This is a genomic window from Paenibacillus sp. P3E (assembly GCF_001909045.1).
Lineage (GTDB): Bacteria > Bacillota > Bacilli > Paenibacillales > Paenibacillaceae > Paenibacillus_AQ > Paenibacillus_AQ helianthi.
The window spans coordinates 1-20,968 of record NZ_LVWH01000194.1 but is presented as its reverse complement, the minus strand read 5'-3'; the positions used below and the strand labels follow the sequence as shown (position 1 = coordinate 20,968).

The 20,968-nt window shown below is 51.0% G+C and carries 13 protein-coding genes and 1 pseudogene; 11 read left to right on the top strand and 3 right to left on the bottom strand.

Annotated elements, in window-relative coordinates; genetic code table 11:
- Positions 1-38: 38 nt before the first annotated feature.
- Positions 39-929, bottom strand: a complete 891-nt coding sequence (locus tag A3842_RS23425; RefSeq protein WP_074085461.1) for an AraC family transcriptional regulator — start codon at positions 927-929, stop codon at positions 39-41.
- Positions 930-1,141: 212 nt separating this feature from the next.
- Here A3842_RS23425 and A3842_RS23420 point away from each other — a divergent pair, with 212 nt between their 5' ends.
- The 11 genes and pseudogenes from A3842_RS23420 (at position 1,142) to A3842_RS23375 (ending at position 19,779) form a co-directional block, all read left to right on the top strand.
- Positions 1,142-2,500 carry an ABC transporter substrate-binding protein gene (locus A3842_RS23420; RefSeq protein ID WP_074085460.1) on the top strand — a complete coding sequence of 453 codons (1,359 nt, stop codon included), beginning with the start codon at positions 1,142-1,144 and terminating at the stop codon, positions 2,498-2,500.
- A 113-nt stretch (positions 2,501-2,613) separates the two neighbouring features.
- Complete coding sequence (locus tag A3842_RS23415; RefSeq protein ID WP_074085459.1) at positions 2,614-3,540, top strand: carbohydrate ABC transporter permease; 927 nt, start codon at positions 2,614-2,616, stop codon at positions 3,538-3,540.
- A gap of 3 nt (positions 3,541-3,543) precedes the next feature.
- Positions 3,544-4,401, top strand: coding sequence for a carbohydrate ABC transporter permease (locus A3842_RS23410; protein ID WP_074085458.1), 858 nt, complete (start codon positions 3,544-3,546; stop codon positions 4,399-4,401).
- Between the two features lie 59 nt (positions 4,402-4,460).
- Positions 4,461-6,422, top strand: coding sequence for a glycoside hydrolase family 127 protein (locus A3842_RS23405; protein WP_074102910.1), 1,962 nt, complete (start codon positions 4,461-4,463; stop codon positions 6,420-6,422).
- A gap of 126 nt (positions 6,423-6,548) precedes the next feature.
- A pseudogene (locus tag A3842_RS33445) lies at positions 6,549-10,358 on the top strand (DUF5695 domain-containing protein); the annotation flags it as partial.
- A 36-nt stretch (positions 10,359-10,394) separates the two neighbouring features.
- Complete coding sequence (locus A3842_RS33440) at positions 10,395-12,914, top strand: Ig-like domain-containing protein (RefSeq protein ID WP_256701832.1); 2,520 nt, start codon at positions 10,395-10,397, stop codon at positions 12,912-12,914.
- Between the two features lie 230 nt (positions 12,915-13,144).
- Entirely contained in the window at positions 13,145-14,572 is a 1,428-nt protein-coding gene (locus A3842_RS23395; RefSeq protein WP_074102908.1) for an ABC transporter substrate-binding protein, read from the top strand.
- Positions 14,556-15,521 (top strand): carbohydrate ABC transporter permease, encoded by a 966-nt coding sequence (locus tag A3842_RS23390; RefSeq protein WP_256701828.1) that lies wholly within the window; start codon positions 14,556-14,558, stop codon positions 15,519-15,521. Before A3842_RS23395 ends, A3842_RS23390 begins: the two co-directional genes overlap by 17 nt.
- On the top strand, positions 15,518-16,351 hold the full coding sequence (locus tag A3842_RS23385; RefSeq protein WP_074102907.1) for a carbohydrate ABC transporter permease: 834 nt from the start codon (positions 15,518-15,520) through the stop codon (positions 16,349-16,351). Before A3842_RS23390 ends, A3842_RS23385 begins: the two co-directional genes overlap by 4 nt.
- 21 nt (positions 16,352-16,372) lie before the next feature.
- A complete protein-coding gene (locus A3842_RS23380) occupies positions 16,373-17,911 on the top strand; it encodes a response regulator (protein ID WP_074102906.1) in 1,539 nt (512 codons plus the stop codon).
- A gap of 20 nt (positions 17,912-17,931) precedes the next feature.
- Entirely contained in the window at positions 17,932-19,779 is a 1,848-nt protein-coding gene (locus A3842_RS23375) for a histidine kinase (RefSeq protein WP_074102905.1), read from the top strand.
- Here A3842_RS23375 and A3842_RS23370 read toward each other — a convergent pair.
- Both A3842_RS23370 and lepB read right to left on the bottom strand, forming a co-directional pair.
- A complete protein-coding gene (locus tag A3842_RS23370) occupies positions 19,773-20,234 on the bottom strand; it encodes a hypothetical protein (protein WP_178382400.1) in 462 nt (153 codons plus the stop codon). The two genes, A3842_RS23375 and A3842_RS23370, sit on opposite strands and share 7 nt — an antisense overlap.
- A gap of 136 nt (positions 20,235-20,370) precedes the next feature.
- On the bottom strand, positions 20,371-20,850 hold the full coding sequence (gene lepB / locus A3842_RS23365; protein ID WP_143186345.1) for a signal peptidase I: 480 nt from the start codon (positions 20,848-20,850) through the stop codon (positions 20,371-20,373).
- Positions 20,851-20,968: the final 118 nt, after the last annotated feature.

Genomic DNA, 20,968 nt, shown 5'->3' with positions numbered 1-20,968 from the left:
ATCGCCTGGTTTCCCTTTTTTATTCCCTATTTGCTTGCCTAGCGTTTCTGAATGAATTTGCTGCGGAAGCCGGAGGGAGATAGCCCCTCCTTCTTGGAGAAGCACGAGGAGAAATGGGAAACGTGGTGGAAGCCCACCTCCTCGGCGATCCGGGTAACGGACCAGGAGGTCTGCAGTAGAAGGCGCTTGGACTGTTCCACACGGTAATTCTGCAGATATGCCATGGGGGTCATGCCATAGGTTTTGAGCATGCTTTTGGCCAAATAATTCGGATGATAATTGAGTTCCTTCTGCAGCATGGGATTGTTGATGTCACGGGTATAGTTATGGCGGATGAACAATTCCACCTTTTCGGCAAGCTGAATGGCAGTAGCATCGGAAGGGGAGGCCAGGTCACGGTCCAGGTGCTGGAGGAAGGATTGGAAGGAAGCCTGGCGTTTCCAGTTGCGCAGGGATTGCGGCTCATGCTCCTGCTCAAAAAACAGATCCAGCACCTCCATCGCCTTCCTGGAGATTTTCATATGCTTGGGAATATAAATCGAGCAGACATCGGCATGATTGAGGTAGGCTTTTTGCTTATGGCTCTCGATCAGTGTGACCTGAGATTCCAGACATTCATCCATACTCATACATTCCTTCCAGCTGCCAAAGGTCTGAAAATGAATCCAGATGATCTTCGTATCCTCGGTGCAGGGTGCAGAGCCGTAATGATGGCCGTCCGGACGGAGAATGAGGATTTCACCTTCATGCAGCTTCCACTCCTTGCCGTCCTCACCGACGGGGAGGATTCCCTTCAGCACAACGATAAGATCAAATACGCCGATACAGTTGCGGTTGATGTGAACATCCCCTGCGGCATAGGTGGCATGTCCGCAATCGACGAAGTAGGGAATAGGCGGAGAGATAAAATGGAGAATAGGCGAGTTCATTTTATTTTTCCTCCAAGCAGGTTGAAATGATTAAAAATAAGGTTGGAATCCTGCGTTTTTTTTCATGATACAACATGTATTATTATTAATAAAGCGCTTTCTAAAAAGTTGAATAGCTAAAAGTTGAAGTTGTTTTTTCTGACGGATGAAATGCAAAATACTGGCTTATTCCCGTAAAGGGCTAAGTATATATCGTTCAAGGAGGAAGCTGAATGAAAAAAGCATTTCTGTGCACGACGGTATTATTGTTGATTCTGGTCATGGGGCTCAGCGGCTGCGGTGGTAACGGGAATAAAGAGACATCCCCTACGAACCAGCCGGCAGCAAGCAACAACGGCAGTAAGGCAACTGAAGGCAGTGAAACAGCAAAACCTCCTGCTCAGGCGGAAAAAGTAGTATTCTGGACCTTTGTTGACGCGCATCAGAAGTTCTATGAGAGCATGGCGGCAAGCTGGAATGAGAGTCATCCGGATAAAACCATTGCGCTGGAAGCGACCACCATACCTTATGACGATATGCACACCAAGCTGCTGGTAGCCCTGCAATCGGGTGTAGGCGCACCGGATCTGGTTGATATCGAGCAGAGCAAGTTTCCGAACTTTATGAAGGGAACGCCGCAGCTCGTGTCCTTGAACGACATTGTGGAGCCTGAGCTTGGCAACATTGTGAAGTCGAGAGTGGAAATCTACAGCAAAGACAAAACGTACTATGGTATTGATTACCATGTGGGTGCGACCGTCATGTATTACAACAAAGAAATGCTTGACCAGGCAGGAATCAATCCTGACACCATCAAGACCTGGGCTGACTTTGAGACGGCAGGCAAACAGATGCTGGATAAGACAGGTAAGCCGATGATCACATTTGAAGGCAACGGCAACTGGTCCTGGTGGCCGGCGATCAGCCAGCAGGGCTCTGATCAGGTGGATGAGAACGGCAATGTTACTGTGGATACACCGGTCAATGTGAAAACGATGGAATTCTTCCAGAAGATGGTGAAGGAAGGTGTCGCTGCTGTCGCTCCTGGCGCCGGCCATGATACAGAAGAATATTTCGGCTATATGGATTCGGGCGGCGCCGCTTCGGTCTTCATGCCATTCTGGTTCATGAACCGTTTCACCGACCATATCCCGGATCTCAAGGGAAAAGTCATCATCCGTCCGATGCCGGCTTGGGTAGAAGGCGGCAACCGCTCCGCAGGGATGGGCGGGACCGCAACCTCGATTACCAATCAGGCGAAAAATCCTGATCTGATCAAGGAATTCCTGGCTTACGCCAAGCTGTCCAAGGAAGGCAACCTGCAGATTTGGAAGCAGCTGGGCTTCGACCCGATCCGCACGGATGTCTGGAGTGATCCGGCCATGAAGGAATCGAACAAATTCACCGATTATTTCGGTACCGATATCTTTGATACGCTGCTCAGCGTCAAGGATGAAATTGCTCCGGTCCATATCCGCGAGAAATCGCCTGAGGTATTCGATGCCATCCGCAACAAAGCGATGCCGCAAATCTTCATTGACATGAAGGACCCGGCCAAGGTCCTAAAGGAAGTGCAGGACAGCCTGAAATAAGATTTCCCCACATATGAAAGCGCACACAAGCTGTGAAGGGGAATGGAACATTCTCCTTCATATCCATACATTTTCCGGAAATATTCACAGCACAAAAGAGTGGAGGTTTGGTTATGCAGATAGAAAGAGAGTTGACCAAAAACCCAAGAAGAAGGAGTTACCAGCTGGGGAATTCTCAAAAATTGGCACCCTATGTGTTCGTACTCCCGTTTCTCTTGTCATTCGCCGTCTTCTTTGCGTACCCGCTGATTAATGCAGGGGTCATGAGCTTTCAGGAAGTGCTCCCGGGAGAGGTGTCGTTTACCGGACTTGATAACTACAGAGGACTCTGGAATGAGGATTTCGGAGCGGCACTCTACAACAGCAGCCGATACACTGTCTGGACACTCCTGCTGCTGATACCGGTGCCCATGATTCTGGCTGTTCTGCTCCATTCGAAAAAGATGCCGTGGAGCAATTTTTTCAGATCTACCTTGTTTATTCCGGCGCTTACGTCTGTAGTCGTTGCAGGTGTGGTGTTCCGTCTCATTTTTGGTGAACTTGACGGCGCGTTGATGAATACGATTCTGCATCTATTCGGGATATCCAGCCAGCGCTGGCTCTACAGCTCCAGTCTGGGAATGTTCGCCCTGCTTGTACTGGCCGGCTGGAGGTGGATCGGCATCAATATTCTATATTTCCTGTCTGCACTGCAGAGCATTCCCGCCGAGCTGTACGAAGCGGCTGACATCGACGGGGCTGGCGCTTTCCGGAAATTAATCAGAATTACGATCCCCCTGCTGAAGCCGATCACGATTTATGTCGTGACGATCACTATATATGGCGGTTATGCCATGTTCACCGAGAGCTATATGCTATGGGCAGGCAAGCCTTCGCCGCAAAACATTGGACTGACCATTGTCGGATACATCTATCAGCAGGGATTCCAGTATTTCAATCTTGGTTTTGGATCAGCCATCGGGATCACCTTGCTGGGGATCACCTTATTGGTCAGCCTGGTTCAATTAACGCTCACCGGCATGTTTAAGAAGGAGGACTAGAGCATGCGGACTATAGAGAAATCCAAATTCAGCTTCTCCTCTCTGCTGCTTGTGCTTTTATTTGTGATTCTGGCGGCCCTGATGTTATTTCCGTTATATGCTTTGTTCCTCGCTTCCCTGAAGCCTGCTACAGAATTGTTCCGCTACGGCCTGAATGTGCGGCTGGATTTCAATTTGATGAGTCTGGACAATTACAAAAGCATCTTTTCGGGGCAGGGGGCGGCTGGCAATTATTTTGGCTGGTATAAAAACAGTCTGCTTATTACCACGCTGTTCACCCTGCTGAGTCTGCTGTTCTCTTCAATGGTAGGCTATGGGCTGGGAATGTACCGTTTTCGCGGCCGTAATTTTATTTTTACCCTGGTGCTCGTGGTGATGATGATTCCCGTGGAGATTATTCTGCTGCCGCTCTATAAGCTAATGATTTCGCTGAAGCTGATCAACACCATCTGGGGGGTTATTCTGCCCTTTGTGGTCTCCCCGCTGCCCATCTTTTTCTTCCGCCAATTTGCGCTTGGCCTGCCCAAGGACTTCATGGATGCGGGCCGGATGGACGGATGCTCGGAGTACGGAATCTTCTTCAGAATCATGGTGCCGCTGATGGCCCCGGCGTTTGGGGCGATTACCATCCTGCAGGCCATGAACAGCTGGAATAACTTCCTGTGGCCGCTGATCGTGCTGCGGACGACCGAGCAATTCACATTGCCGATCGGGCTGGCCTCCTTTGTCTCTCCCTTGGGCAATAACTATGAAGCGCTGATCGCGGGAGCCGTCCTGGCCATTTTGCCTATTCTGGTTCTGTTCTTATTTTTCCAGCGCTTCTTCATGGAAGGGTTAACGGTTGGCGGAGTCAAGGGGTAAGGTTGTAAGGCTGCCACGGGCAGGTGATCTGTAACAGAGATGAGAGGAGAGTTCCATTAATGAATGATAATACCACACCGGCTTCAGGCAAGGTTCAGATTCATGATCCGTTCTGGTCGGAATATATCCGTCTGGTCCGCGAGGTTATGGTTCCTTATCAGTGGGAGGCGCTGAACGACCGTGTTGAGGGGGCTGAGCCCAGCCATGCGATCCGTAATTTCAAGCTTGCGGCGGGCCGGGAGGCAGGTGAGTTCTACGGAATGGTTTTTCAGGACAGTGACGTAGGTAAATGGCTGGAGGCTGTGGCGTACTTACTGGAGACTAAGCGGGATTCTGCGCTTGAGGAGATTGCGGACGGCGTCATTGAGCTGCTTGCTGAAGCCCAGAGGGATGACGGCTATCTGAATACCTACTTTATGCTAAAAGAACCGGGCAAGGAGTGGACTAATCTGGCGGAATGCCACGAGCTCTATTGCGCTGGACATTTAATTGAAGCGGCAACAGCCTATTTCAGGGCCACCGGCAAAAGAAAGCTGCTCGACGCGGTGAGCCGGTATGCGGATTACATTGCAGCCGTATTCGGAGCGGAGCCCGGCAAGCTGCAAGGCTACGACGGCCATCAGGAGATTGAACTGGCGCTGGTGAAATTGTTCCAGGTCACAGGTGAAGAGAAGTATCTGGAGTTAAGCCGCTATTTCCTGGACCAGCGGGGACAGCAGCCCCATTACTTTGAACAGGAATGGGAAAAGCGCGGCCGGACCCTGCATTTCCCTCAGCTCTCCATGGTTCATGATCATCTGTACAGCCAATCGCATCTGCCTGTCAGAGAGCAGACCACAGCGGAGGGGCATGCGGTACGTCTGGTCTATATGTGTACGGCGATGGCCGACATTGCCCTTGAGACCAAGGATGCCGGGCTGCTGGAAGCCTGCCGGAAGCTGTGGGACAACATTGTGAACAAACGGATGTATATTACGGGCGGCATCGGGTCCATGGAGCAGGGGGAATCCTTTACCGCGGATTATGATTTGCCGCCGGACCTGGCCTATGCCGAAACCTGTGCTTCCGTAGGGCTGATCTTTTTTGCCCGGCGCATGCTGGAGCTGGAGCACACCAGCAAATATGCGGATGTCATGGAGCGGGCGCTCTATAATACCGTAATCAGCGGAATGTCCCTGGATGGCACCAAATTTTTCTATGTGAATCCGCTAGAGGTGTATCCGGAAGTACTGGGTAAGAACAAGAACTACAATCATGTAAAAGCTGTGCGCCAAGGCTGGTTTACCTGCGCCTGCTGTCCGCCGAATGTGGCCCGTCTGATCGCCTCGCTCGGAGACTACATTTATTCAACAAAAGGCGATACCTTATACGTTGAACTCTACATCGGGGGCCGTACCGCAAGGATAATGAATGGCATATCCGCCGTTATTGAACAAATCTCCAGCTATACTTCGGATGGCAAAGTCCGCTTGAACGTTACTCCTGAACAGGCCGGTGAATTTACGATTGCGCTGCGTATGCCGGATTGGTGCCATGAGGTCCAGGTATCGCTTAACGGCCAATCCCGAACGCATCATGCAGGAAATGCGGACGGATATATTCACCTGACCCGCAAGTGGGTATCCGGTGATACCCTTGAGCTGCAGTTTGCGATGCCGGTCACGGCGATGAAAGGTCATCCGCATATCCGCCAGACCTTTTCCAAAGTAGCCCTGCAGCGCGGTCCTTTCGTCTATTGTCTGGAGGAGGCCGATAACGGCCAAAGATTGTATCAGCTGCGGCTGCCGCAGGGCAATGAATATTCACTTGCAGAGGAAGCTGGTTTCCCTGAGGGCATCCGGACGATTTCAGTTTCCGGTAGACGGATGCTGCCGGAAGCAGGCTGGGGGGAGGAGCTGTACAGCAGTGGCCCCCCCTTGAAGAGCAGGGAGGTGCAGCTGAAGTTCATTCCGTATTTTGCCTGGGCCAATCGCGGGGAAGGCGAAATGTCTGTCTGGATTGGGGAAGAACAGCAGAGATAAATACGTATAACAACGATAATAACATACATCGAAGGAGATGATTCAAGCATGATATTCAAGACTTCTGATGCAACACAGCCAAGATTAACACCGAATAGGATACTTACAGGAGCGGTCTTCTGGACGCTGGCGGTGCTATCCATTATTCTTCTTCCGTCGAAAGCCGGCGCGTATGAACTGACAAGCGACAAGCTGCTCATTGAAACCGGGCAATACGGTGAAATTTCATCGCTGAAAATCAAAGGCGACGCCTTCCCGACCGAGTATGTGATGAACAAGACAGTAACACCCGAGCAGGATACAGCAGATCATCAGTGGCTCGGCGAGCTGCTCTTCACCTATCGCCTGGATGGAGGCGAATGGACCAAGGCATCTACCAATCAATCCGGGGATGTCCGGACCATAGACAAGGATGGCAGTAAGGTGACAGTCACCTACGAAAACTCCGCAAACGCCGGCGGAATACACGATTTCAAGCTGGTTGAAACCTATACTATGGAAGCAGATGGCTCACTCCAGTGGGATATTCATGTCGCTAACACCAGCGGCAAAAGCCTGGAGTTCGGAGATATTGGGCTTCCGCTTCCCTTCAATGAACAGTGGACGTACGGGGACGCCATTTACGAGACTCGTGTGGTCACCCACTCCTTTGTTGGGGGCAGCGGTTCTTATATTACAGCAGGCAGACCCAGCGGGATTGGCTCCTATCTGATGCTGTTGCCGGATGCCGCTACCGGTGCGGGTTTTGAGTATCAGGACCGCTGGCGCAATGAAGAGCATCCGGGCAGTAAGTGGGCCTGGAACCCCGAGAATGAAGGCAAATGGATCGAGGGCTTGAATGTCTTTTATATTCATTCCAATGTGATCAAATCCACCAACCGGGGTTATCTGCCACATACCAGCCTGACGCTGGCTGCCGGGGAGAGCAAAACCTACGGCTTTCAGCTGCTTGCTGTAGCGAACGAGCAGGAAGCCAAGGACATGCTGGTTCAGGAAGGGCTGATAGATGTAACCGTTGTCCCGGGCATGATTGTGCCGTTGAACCAGAAGGCCAAGTTCGATCTGCGCACCAAAGCTGACATTCACAGCGTGAAGCTGGATGACGGGACCGAGGTTCCCCTGCTTGAGCAGAAGAGCGGAGATCATCACATTTATGAATTCAGTCTGGGCAAGCTGGGGCCGCAGCATGTTACGGTCCAATATGGAAGCGGTCTCACAACCGTGCTGCAATTTTATGGTATCGATGCGGTTGACCGGGCGCTGGAGGACCATGCGAACTTTATGGTTGAACAAACCCAGTGGAATCTCCCCGGGGATATACGCGACAAAGTGTTTGACGACTGGATGATGAACACGAAGTCCAAACGGAATAACTTCAGCGGCTACTGGGGCTGGGGCGATGACTGGGGATTGACGCATGGACAGTTTTTAGCCGAAAAAAATGCCCTGAATCCTGTAGCTTCGGAAATCACGGCAGTGGATGACTATCTGGAAACGGCCATCTGGAACCAACTGATGAATGGCCATCATGAGGATTATCTGATTCATGACTTCCTGATGAAGGAGCCGAATACAACACCTACTTATCGTGGTTACGCCTATCCTCATATCTATAATACGTATTTCAGCATGTACAAAATTGCCGCCAATTACCCTGAGCTGGTTGCCTATAAGCATCCCAAGGAGACCTATTTGCTGCGGGCTTATAATATTTTGAAGGCTCTGTATGAAGGCCCCGTTTCTTACAACTGGGAGACTGGACTTATGGGAGAGCTGACCACACCGGATATCATTCAAGCGCTTGACAGTGAAGGCTATGTGGACGAAGCCAGTGATATCCGGGCCAAGATGCTCCGCAAATATAATAATTTCAAAAACAATAAGTACCCTTACGGTTCGGAATACAGCTATGACAACACCGGGGAGGAAGCGGTATACACCCTGGCTAAGATGCAAAAAGACAATGACCTGGAACAGGCCAAAGCGCTGGAGATGATGGGTAAAATCAATGCCAAGACGCGGGCCTCACGTGGACAGATGCCTGTCTGGTACTACTACGCTGATCCGGTAACCATTACAGGAGAAAGCTGGTGGAACTTCCAGTACAGCGTGTCGCTGGCCGGATATGCGATGGACGACTGGATCCGCTATCATTCCACAGCCAAACGGGAAGAGGAGCAGCGGTTGTCTTATGCGGCCAAGCTGGCTAACCTCAGTGCCATCAACTCCGGGCAGATCAGCGATGATCCGGAGAATTACGGAGCTGCAGCCTGGACCTACCAGGCCGAGAAAGGCAATAACGGCACCAATGGAACCGGCGGCGGACGGAATGTTCCGCTGCTGAACGGATGGAAAGGTATGACCGGGGAAGCGGATCTGGGATTGTTCGGTACGCTGCAGATTCTAAGTGCGGACATTGCCGTCGATCCGATCTTCGGGGTAACAGGCTACGGGGCGGATGTTACAGTGACGGATTCTGTCTATTACGATATCACGCCTACAGACGGTCTCTTCAAACGGATCAACCTGATTACCGAAAAGCTCTATACCGAGCTGGATAAAGATCAGTTTACCGAAGCGAGACTGTCTGCCAATAAGGACTATGCCAAGTTCAGCCTGCGTAATTTGACACCTGGCTATGCACATGAAACGACGCTTACCCTGAACGGTCTGGTAAAAGGCGCCTATCTTATCACCATCGATGGTGAGCCTGCGGGCAAGCTGAATGCGTTCGGGGATGAAGCGAAGCTGACGATTGAAGCCGGACCGGCAGTTGCATATACGGTAGAACTGAGTGCCACAGAGCCGGATGACAATCAGGTCCCCTCGGTTGATGCGGGAGCAGATTTCACCTACACGCTGCAAGTGGACGATGCCATGCTTCGCGGTACAGCCAAAGACGATGGTCTGCCGAAGGGAACGCTGACCCCGGTATGGTCCCTGGTGTCCGGACCGGAAGACGGTCAGGTTGTGTTTGGCAAAAGTGCGGCGCTATTCACTTCGTTCACGGCAACGAAGCCGGGAACTTATGTGTTCAAGCTGACTGTAAGCGATTCGGAGCTTGAGGGCAGTGATACGGTTACGGTGACAGCCTTGGCACCGCCGCCGCTGCCGGAGCTGCTTGTGCATTATGACTTCGATGAAACATCCGGTACAGTGGCAGCCGATGATTCCGGAAGCGGTAAGGACGGCAGTGTGCTGGGAGCCGCCTCCTGGCTTCCGGGCAAAATCAATCATGCGCTTGAGCTGAGCGGCCAGGATGCCTATGTGAAAATGCCCGAAGGCCTGCTGAGCCGTGCGGATGCGGTTACCGTGTCAGCCTGGGTGAAGATGGACAGCGTTGGAACCTATTCGCGGATCTTCGATTTTGGCACCGGAACAAGCACCTATATGTTCCTGTCACCCAAAGCCGGCTCCATTACCCGGTTCGGTATTTCGACCGGCGGGAATGCCCCGGGTCAAGAGCAGACCATTGACGGTCCGGCTCTCCCTGCCGGCGAGTGGAAGCATGTAGCCGTGACATTGTCCGGCTCTCTGGGGGTCTTATATATCGACGGTGTGGAGGCGGGCAGAAATGACCATCTGACGCTCAAACCGTCAGATCTCGGTAAAACCAAAAACAACTACATTGGCAAATCGCAATTTGCCGACCCGTATATGGATGGGTTGGTCGACGACTTCCGGATCTACAGCAGAGCGCTGAGTCCGGATGAAATCACTGCGCTGCTTGCCCCTGCAGGCCACATTATCTCGGTAGAGGATGTAGTGCTTACAACACCGGCCAAGCAGGCGCCGAAGCTTCCGTCAACGGTTACCGCCAGCCTGGAGGATGGAAGCCAGTTTGTAGTTTCCGTACAGTGGGAGACGGTAACTCCTGCACTGTATGACAAGGAGGGTTCTACATTTACCGTAAACGGAACCGTTATCGGAACACAGACGGCGGTTCAGGCTAGGGTTACCGTAACTAAGAGGGTGATCCCCCCTTTTCCTGAGCTTGTGCTGCGCTATAACTTCGATGAAGGTCAGGGTACTGCCATTGCTGATGCTTCGGGGAACGGACATGAAGGAACGGTTCTTGGCAGTCTCGATTGGGAGGCTCAAGGGCATAAGAATGGAGCGTTGACCTTCAGTGGAGCGGGCGGCAATTATATCTCTGCCGGCACTGATCCTGCCCTCCAGCCAGGCAGTATGACGCTGTCCTATTGGGTCAAACGCACCGGTGCCATGAATGACAAGGAGAATGTGCTGCTGTGGTTCAAGCCTGAGGGCAACTACGCGGGCAACGGATTTTTTATTACCTATAACGGAAACTCCAGTATTGTATACGTAGATGGAGCAAACGGCTTCTATGTGAAACAGTCGCCTGAGGCGTTTTTGCCGCTGAATGAATGGACCCATGTGGTCTTCACGTTCGATGCGGTGACTAAGACCGGAGTCATCTACAGAAACGGCGTGGCCCAGCAGGTGGACACCGATGGTTCGCCGGGCTCCATTACAGCTACTAACGATGTGAAGCGAATCGGTGTCTCCGGTTATGGCAACGGGGCACAGCTGAATGCCGGGCTTGATGATTTCCGCATTTACAGCGGGGCAATGGACGCTTCACAGGTAAAAGCATTGTATGAAGACAAGGACATTCAAAGCGTGGAACCGGTCAGCGTAACGACGGCGGCAACCGTTGCACCTGTCTTGCCGGACACGGTTCAAGTGAAATATGAGAACGGAAGTGAAGGGACTGCTGAGGTCAGCTGGAACAGTGTGCCGGAAGAGGACTACGCACGGCCTGGAGAGTTTGTGGTTTCAGGACAAGTGGAAGGCACTACTTGGCCTGCAGCAGCCACGGTAACCGTAACTGAAGCTGTGAAACGAACGATTGTGGAGCTGAAAGAGGTACACATTACCACAACAGTAGGGGTCGCTCCGGTGCTGCCAACGGTAGTACAGGCAACGTACTCCGATCATACGATTGGTGAAACCTCCGTCATCTGGCAGGGCATTGACCCTGTATCGTATGCGGTGCCGGGAGGCTTCACCGTGACTGGAACCGCTGGCGGAACAGATCAGCACGCGGTGGCCAAGGTTACCGTGCTTGATTCAGAGGCCCCTGTCATTGTGAGCCTTCAGGATGTGGAGGTCGTGACAACAGCTGGGAATGCACCGCTGCTGCCGTCGGTAGTTACGGCAGTATACAGCGATTCAACTTCCCGGACGGTCCCCGTAGTCTGGCAGACTATCGCCCCGCATCAGTATGCCGGTGCCGGAAGCTTCACAGTGAGCGGTGCAGTGGAAGGTACGGATTTGGCAGCCAGAGCGAAGGTTACCGTGACAGGTCCGACGGTCACACCAACACCAACGCCGGCATCGTCAGCTGCTCCGGCTGCCGGATTGAAGGTGGTTGGTGAAGCAGCATTCGCTTCTGGGCCGGTGGCTGCTGCTGTGGAGATCACGCTGGGTCCAGGACAGACCCAGGCTTCACTGCCTGTTCATGCCGGAGCACTGCTGGGCAACAGAGCCTTGGTGATCCGGGATGGCGAAGCCTCTATTCAGATTCCGGCGTCTGTTCTGACAGAGCTTGGAACGAAGCTGGCAGAGGCTAAACGCAGCGGAGCAGCAATTCTGATTACGCTTGCGCCTGTTCCCAATGGAGCAGTCCCGTCCGGGAATGGAAGCGGCATCTACCGTCAAGAAGGGACGGCCTATGAATTCGGGCTGGTGCTGCGTACAGCGGACGGATCGGAAATCACACCGTCTACCTTTTCCCAAGGGGTCCGGGCCATGCTTCCCTATGCAGCTTCGGCTGTAAATGAGGAATGGCTTGGGGTGTACCTGAAGAACGGAGACACCTCACAATGGAGCTATGTGGGAGGGACAGCAGACAAGGCCAGCAAGAAGCTGGTCCTGATGCTGGATCATTTCAGCACCTACGCCGTGTTGTCTTATGACGCCACATTCATAGATGTTGCCCCTGACCACTGGGTGTATACAGCACTGAAATCGCTCAGTGCCAAACATGTGGTTACGGGGCTCACGGACAGCCGCTTTGCTCCAGCCCAAACGACAACAAGGGCTGAGTTTACTGCGATGCTGGTCAGAGCACTTCAACTGAAGGACACGGGTGAAGGGCTTCCGTTCCGGGATGTGCCAGCCGGAAGCTGGTACACCAAATCCGTGGCAGCAGCTTATGCTGCCGGGCTGATTGAAGGGGTAACAGCAACCGCCTTTGCACCGGATGCCGAGATAACCCGTGAGCAAATGGCAGTGCTTCTCATTAAGGCTTACGAATACAAGGCAGGAAAAGCGGCTTCCCGCGGCGGATTACAAAATCTGACGGACAGTGCCTTAATCTCGGTCTGGGCGAAATCACAAGTGGCTCAGGCAGTGGCTCACGGCATTATGCAAGGGATAGGAGACGGGCGGTTTGACCCGCAAGGACTCGTGTCCCGGGCGCAGAGCACCCAGGCCATGTATAATTTTTTACGTGCTATGAACTAAATAAGAGAGTAAAGAAGGTGCACTTGGGTCCGGTCCAGGCACCTTCTTTTTTCTACCCAACATCCGAAAATAATCCACCATTATTAAAAATTTGGAATTTCATAATGTAAGCGCATTCCCTATGATGAGAACAGGAACCCAATCAACACATTTAAGCATTCGATTTCGAAGCGGGTTTAACGAAGTGATTCAAGGAAGCGTATGCTACAAAATTTTTAGGGAGGGTTATGATGGAGCTCAATGGAAGAGGGCGGGGAAAAGTATTATATGGGCTACTGACCGTAATTTTGCTGATGGTCACCCTGCTGGCGGGATGTTCAAACGCTGGCGGCAAGAATGAAAGCGATAAGGGAAATGCAGCGAAGGATCAAGGAAACGCAGAGCAGTCAGGGAAACCCGTAACGCTGAAATTCACCTTCTGGGGCAGTCCGCAGGAGAAGGCGGCTATTGAGAAGGCAACCCAGGCCTTCACAGACAAATATCCGAACATCAAAGTAGATGCCATTCATATCCCGGAAGCGGATTATGATGCCAAGATTACGGCTATGGTAGCCGGGAATGAAGCACCGGATCTGGGCTATATGCATGGCGAGCTGGCAGACCCCTGGCAAAAGGACGGCAAGTTCGTCAATATGTTTGAACTGCTTGATGCGGATAAGGACCTGAAGCGCAGCGACTTTTTGGATTATATCTGGTTCAAGTCTTCCGAGGATTTTGCATACGGAATCAGTACAGCCGGAGAAACCTTCGGACTGTTCTACAACAAGGATCTATTTAATGAAGCCAAGGTGGATTATCCTCCTGCCAAGCCGGAAATGGCCTGGAGCTGGGATGAATTCGTAAAAGTCGCCCAGCAATTAACCCTCGACAAAAACGGTAAAAATGCCGCCGATCCCGGGTTTGATCCGGATAATATCAAGCAGTTCGGCGTCTCTTTTGAAACTTGGCATGGACCTGTTCATGCGGCAGTGATTAACAATGAAGGAGAATGGGTGACCAAAGACGGAAAATTCGGGTTCAGCCAGCCGGAAGCGGCGGAAGCAATCCAGCGCCTGGCGGATTTAATTAACGTGTATCATGTGGCACCCTCTCCGGTGCAGATGAAGTCGATTCCTTCCCAGGCGGTTGCCCTGCAATCGAAGCTTGCAGCGATGTCGATGCACGGCCAATGGATCAACCTGGACCTCGGTGCCGCCAAAGTCAATTATGATATCGGTGTGCTTCCGAAGATGAAACGCAGCGTTCCGATGGGAATCAGCGGAGCTTCTGTCATCTATACATCCAGCAAGCATCGGGAAGAAGCCTGGCTGCTGACGAAATTTCTGGAGAATCCGGAAGGTGCCATAGACCTCTACAAAGGCGGATTGTGGATGCCTACGATGACCAAATGGTATACCGATCCCGGGCTGGTAGCCAAGTGGGCAGAGAACAATCCGGCTCATCCATCAGGCTTTAAGGATGCGATGATGAACAATCTGCTGAACAACGGGGTGCCGAACGGGTCCTATTATATTAAAAACTTTTCCAAAGTGAATGCGATTACCTTCTCCGGTATGGATGAGGTATGGCTCGGCAAGAAAACCGCCCTGGAGGCGATGAAGGAGGTTGAGGCGAAGATTCAGCCGGAAATCAGAGGACGTTATGATGTCTCCCCTTGAGGATGCTGTGAATGGGGTACAGACCCTGAAGCCGGTCCGGCATTCAAGCAAAAGACACCAGGCTGCCAAGGAGCTGCGTTACGGACTTTTGTTTGCTTCGCCGGTACTGGCGGGATACCTGCTGTTCGTGCTTGTTCCAATTGCTGCAAGCATATATCTGAGTTTTACCAACTATAGTGTAGGGATGGTACCGGAGTGGATCGGCATTGCCAATTACAAGACCCTTTTTACGGGTGCCGACCCCTTCTTTTATCCAGCGGTCAAAGCTACCTTCTATTATGTGTTTGTCAGTGTGCCTCTGGGCATTATCATTTCCTTTTTTGCTGCAGTACTGCTGAATCAGAAAATTGCAGGCAGAGCCTTTTTTCGCGGAATATTCTATTTGCCGGTCATCATTCCGTTAGCCGCTTCTTCCATGGTATGGATGTGGCTGCTGCAGCCGGATTTTGGCATTGTGAACGCCATGCTGAAGCAGCTTCATCTGCCTACTTCGCAATGGCTGGGGGATACAGGGTCGGTAGTTCCGACCTTGATCCTCTTTAGCTTTTGGACGCTGGGCAATACCATCGTGATTTTCCTGGCCGGACTGCAGGGCATTCCCTCCCAGTTGTATGAAGCGATAGAGATCGACGGGGGGAACAGGCTCCATAAGCTGTTTTATATTACCATCCCGATGACTTCGTCCATCATCTTTTTTAACACGGTTATTGCTTTTATCAACGGATTTCAGGCGTTTGTCCAGCCTTCGGTAATGACGCAGGGCGGACCGAACAACAAGAGCCTTTTTTATGTACTGTACCTATTCAATGAAGGATTCAAGTCCTCACGGATGGGTAGCGCCAGTGCGATTTCTGTGCTGCTGTTTCTGGTGATCGCCCTGTTCACCGCTCTGATTTTCTTCTTCTCCAAATCGTTGGTGTATTACGAAGGGAAGGGGGAGCAGCGGTGAAACAGCAATCGTGGATAAATCAAGCAATGATATATCTGCTGCTTGGTATTGGAAGTTTGTTTTGCCTGTTTCCAATCTTTTGGATGGTCCGGACGTCACTGATTGATATGGGGGAGCTGTATCAGATTCCGCCGGGGTTTATTCCGAAGGTTTTCAAGTGGGATAATTTCCGTACGACTCTGGATGCGTATCCGTTTGGCCGTTTCTTTCTGAACAGCGTCATTATTACTTCATTGGCGATCCTGGGGGTTCTGCTCTCCGCCTCGTTGTGTGCCTACAGCTTTTCGCGTATCGACTGGAAAGGGCGGGACCAGGTATTCGGGGTGATATTAACCGGACTTATGATTCCGTTCTTTGTAGTCATGATTCCGCAGTACGTATTTTGGAACGCACTTCACTTAACGGACACTTTCGTTCCGCTGGTGGCACCTGCCTGGTTCGGCGGAGGGGTGTTTAATATTTTTCTGCTGCGGCAGTTCTTTCTGGGCATCCCGCGCGAGCTGGACGAGGCGGCCAAGGTGGATGGTGCGGGACATGTACGGATATATGCAGTGATTATCGTCCCGCTGGCCAAACAGGCGATGATTGTGATCGGCTTGCTGACTTTTTTGGCGAACTGGAATGATTACCTGGGACCGCTGGCGTTCATTACCTCCGAGAAAAACTATACGTTAATGCAGGGACTGACCTTATTTCAGGGCTCCTACTCTGCACAGTGGAATCTGATGATGGCTGCGACTACAGTCATTGTGATCCCTTCGCTGGTGATCTTTCTGATTGCGCAGCGCCACTTTATTGAAGGGATTGCCATGACCGGAATCAAGGGTTAATAAGGGGGTACAGCTTACAGCATGTACGATATTCTGTTAGTAGATGATGAACCTGCTCACCTCACCGGACTCTCCGGCATGCTGCGCCGCTTGCGTCCGGAATACGGGATCGTTACAGCCAGGAATGGCCGGGAGGCCCTTGAGATCTGCAGCGCCCGCTGCTTCCAGATTATTATCACCGACATTAGGATGCCGCTCATGGACGGACTGCATTTCCTGGAACAGCTTACGCCTCAGCTTGCTCCGCGGCGGGTCATTTATTTAAGTGGATACAGCCGTTTCGAATATGCGCAAAAAGCGATGAGTCTTGGATCTTCCGAATATATGCTGAAGCCGCTTGACCCGCAGAAGTTCATTGCTGTTCTGGAGAAGACTGAAAAGAGCCTGGAGGAAGAGTACGCCACCCGGCAGCAATATGAACGGCTTGCCGTCCGGCTGGATGTGGCAGAACCCGCCTACCGTCATCGTCTCCTGAACCATTGGCTGGAAGGGAAACTAAGGACCCCGGCAGACCGAGAAGAAGTGTTGACTATGCTTGGATTCAGCGGCTCCGGCAGCTTGCTGGTGGTCTATATCAAAGAGGAAAGGGCTGCGGAAGAGGTGAAGGCATCCTTGCAGCCCTTTGGTTTCCATACGGGTTTTACTTCCCGTCATGATCCCGGTCTGCTGGTAGCGGCAAGCAGCGTACAACCTGACTCCGGCATGCTCCAGATGCTTGTACAGCTCGGGCTGCCTGTGGGGATCAGCGCTCCTTCAGAGCATTTATACGATGATGTTACCCGTGCGTATACCGAAGCCCGCTATGCGGCTGCATGCTGCTTTTATGCACAGCCCGGGGAGCCGCAAGTATACTTAGCGGCAGATGGGGGGCTGGACACCGGCCGGATGCTTACCTCTGATCCCAGGATTCCAGGCAGGTTAAAGGAGTTAATCGAAGGCTGGGATGGGCTTTCAGGTTTCGGGCCTGCAGCAGAGGAAGCGGTCTGCCGGATGCTTGGAGAAGGGGCCCTGCCTTTACCGGAGGAACTGGTGCGGGAGGTCAAGCACCTTCTGTCCAGGGTGATTTATGACCTCGAAAGTATAAGAGAGGATGTGCAGGAAGTTCTGCTGCAGCGCGCCTCCTGCTTGGGCGACGGCATTCGATGCTGTCCGGAATTGATTGCGTCCGCAGCCAGGCTTTTGGAGGACATTGCTCATAGTGTGGCGGAAGCGAAGCGGGAACGGAAGGAGGGGGTGATGTCACGGTGTCTTGATTATATTGACAGGCACTATAGGGAGGACCTTTCCCAGGAAGCGGTCGCCGCCATGTTTCACTTTAGCTCCAGCTATTTCTGCCAGTTTTTCAAGAGCCGGCTCCAGCTGACCTTCAATCAATATGTGACCCGGCTACGGTTGAATGAGGCCAAAGAAATGCTAGGGAGTTCTAATGAGAAGGTGTACCGGATCGCTGAGCAGCTAGGGTATCATGATGTCAAATATTTCAACCGAGTCTTCAAAAAAGAAACGGGTCTCACACCGGAAGAATACCGCGCCTTGACGCGCAGATTGACTGAAGTCTAGATGGTTTTTATGGAGGAATTATGGCTGGATACCGGTATATCTACCGTGACAAACGGGATCTGTGGAAAAATATGAAGCTGAGAACCAAGCTGATCCTCTGTTTTGTGCTGCTGATTTCGATTCCTTCGGTGACGAACGCTGTTATTAACTATAAGACGAGCTCGGACATCATAGTCAGCAATGCCGAAGACAGTATCATCGAGATCGTGAAAAAGAAAACAGAGATCAGCGACTTGATGCTGAATCATATCGAATCCAGAACCATTGACCTCATTTCAGACCCGGACTTATTCACCCTCTTTGACCGGCAGCAGCCCCGGACCGATGAAGAGCTGCTAAGAATGGACCGCAAAGCAACTGAAATTCTGAACAAGTATTTCCGTAACGAGCAGGACTTCTATTCTGTGCAGCTGGTTACCAGTTATTACAGCTTCGGGGGAGGCGCTACGGGCTATACCACCAATTCACCGTTTGTCTCCGTTCCGCCGTCCGGGTTCGTACACTCCTATATATACCAAAAGATAGCGGAGGTGAAGGGGAGCCTGCTGTGGTTCCCCACCTACGATTGGACAAGAATCTACGGACAGCCTCAATTAGGTGGAATGGACGCCAAGTTCCGCATGGTTTTCTCAGCAGGGCGGCTGCTTAACATTTCACCCGTCATCGACGGCATGAGCCACAGCTGGCCTCAGCGTGTGGAACGGCCGGTGCTGCTGATTAATTTTAATGAAGAGTATTACCGGCAGTATATGGCTCAGACGCCTGCTGCGCAGGGATCCTATTTCTATGTGGTCTCCAGAGAGGGACAGATCGTCACCTACCCGGACAATTCACTTCTGGGGATGACGGATGCGAACGGATGGCATAAGGACCAGTTCACATCTGTGTCAGGGACTGCCCTGGTCAAGCAGGGAAAAGAGGATGTGTTGATTGGTTATGCCGCTTCCGGGATCACCGGATGGGTAACCGTATATGTTGTCCCGTACCGCCAATTGGTCCGCAACCTGCCGACCGTCAGCTATACGGATTTGGGGATTACTCTGGTCCTGCTTCTATTGTCAGTGGGCATTGCCTATGTGATTTCCAGCCATTTGACGAAACCGATCAAAAAAATGATGGCTGCGATTCAATTAACCGGGGCCGGTGATTTTTCCACCAAGATTCCAGACCAGCCGCAATTGGAATTTCGCATTCTCGTGAAGAGATACAATCAGATGAACGAAAGGATTCTTGAGCTGATCGAGGAAAATTACAAAAGCACCAGACGCGAGAAAGAAGCAGAGATGCTGGCGCTCAACCTCCAGCTCAATCCCCACTTCCTTTACAATACGCTCAATATCATTAACTGGATGGCGCTGGAGAGGGAGGAGAGCGAGATCAGCCAAATGATTGTCAGTCTATCCACTATGCTCCAGTATACTGTGAACAACGGCCAGGAGGAGGTTCTGCTGGAGGACGATCTGAACTGGCTGAGGAGCTACACACATATTATGGGCAAACGTTATGCCGGAGTATTTGAGGTGGAATACGATATAGAGAATCTGCCTCCCGGGACGGTGGTTCCCAAGCTGTTCCTCCAGCCTATTGTCGAGAATGCTATTATCCATAGTATGGAGGCGGTTGTGAGCGGGGGATGGATTAAGATTACAGGACGGAGATCTGGGGAACGGTTGTATTTTACCGTTTCGGATAATGGGGTAGGGATGTCCAAAGAGCATATCGAGGATATGCTGATTCACGACGCCGGAGGCATTGGACTGCGAAATGTCAAAAAACGGCTGAATTTGATGTACGGAGGTCTGGCGGAACTTCAGATTCAATCGGAGCCCGGGGTGGGAACGGTTGTGACCGTAGTCATTCCTTATTGAACTGTCTTGTTCATCATCATTATTTTTTTGAAAAGTAATCCATCACTAAGGTATACCTTGCCATCTTGGATAAAGGTTCTTGGGTATAAGTTATATACTATGGTGATTAGATTCAAAATCATAAATAGAAGGGGGAGAAAATAATTTTCTTCACTACCAATTCCAAATAAAATGTAGGTAATACAAATAATAAAAATCTGAAAGAATACCCCTCCGAGAGCAAAAACAGAAAGACGCAGCTTGCTGATCTTAACACGGGTACCTGGAACAGTTAACCCGCCGAAGCCATAGCAAAATATAAATGATGTTCCAAAGACGACTACACTAAAAATGGGTTTCCGATCTCCGATTACTACACGTTCTATTTCATACCCAACCAGCTTCCCTGCAAAAAAATGCCCAAGTTCATGCAAAAATGTGTCTATATATTTGAATGATGTGATCATGATAGCCATGAACAATCCCATCTTAACGGAAGGCTCGATTATGGATAGCAAGATAAGAATTATAATGAAAAAGATTATATAAAAGGATGTTCGGTTCAGCATCAATGCCCTTCCTTCATATTACAGCGTAAATGTTAGTGCTAGGTTATTCTATGATCTTCCCAAGAATTTGTTCTTTGCTAATCGTACCGAAGGACCTGCTATCCAAACTATTGCTATAATTATCTCCAATTACAAAATATTGATCTGCTCCTATCGTGTATTCACCAACATTTGGGTTGTCTACCATAGCAACCGGCAATACGATTTGAACATCATTGATTAGTATTTTGTCTTTCATTACTTCTATTTTTTCGTTGGGCAATCCTACAACTCGTTTAGCATACTTTATATTTTTCGGATCCATATGAAAGTATATAAGATCATTCCGTTTTATTTCATGCTGAGTATAATAATCCGTTTCTACCTTAACTATTTGACCCTCTTTATATGTCGGTTCCATTGAGGGACCCATTATTTCGACAGTTTGATAGTTTGTACTTTTATTACAAGCGCTTATAATCATGAAACCAAATAACACTAGTATATATTTCTTCATATCTACCCTCTTTTCTGGAGTTTCCACGGGTCGAACTTAGCCGCCCAGGATTGCCTGCCCTTGCCAATTCTCCGTATTTCCCTCTGGTAGCCCAAGGACTGCATGGCCTATAGCGCGAATACGGTGTTAGATGATGGAGGTGATG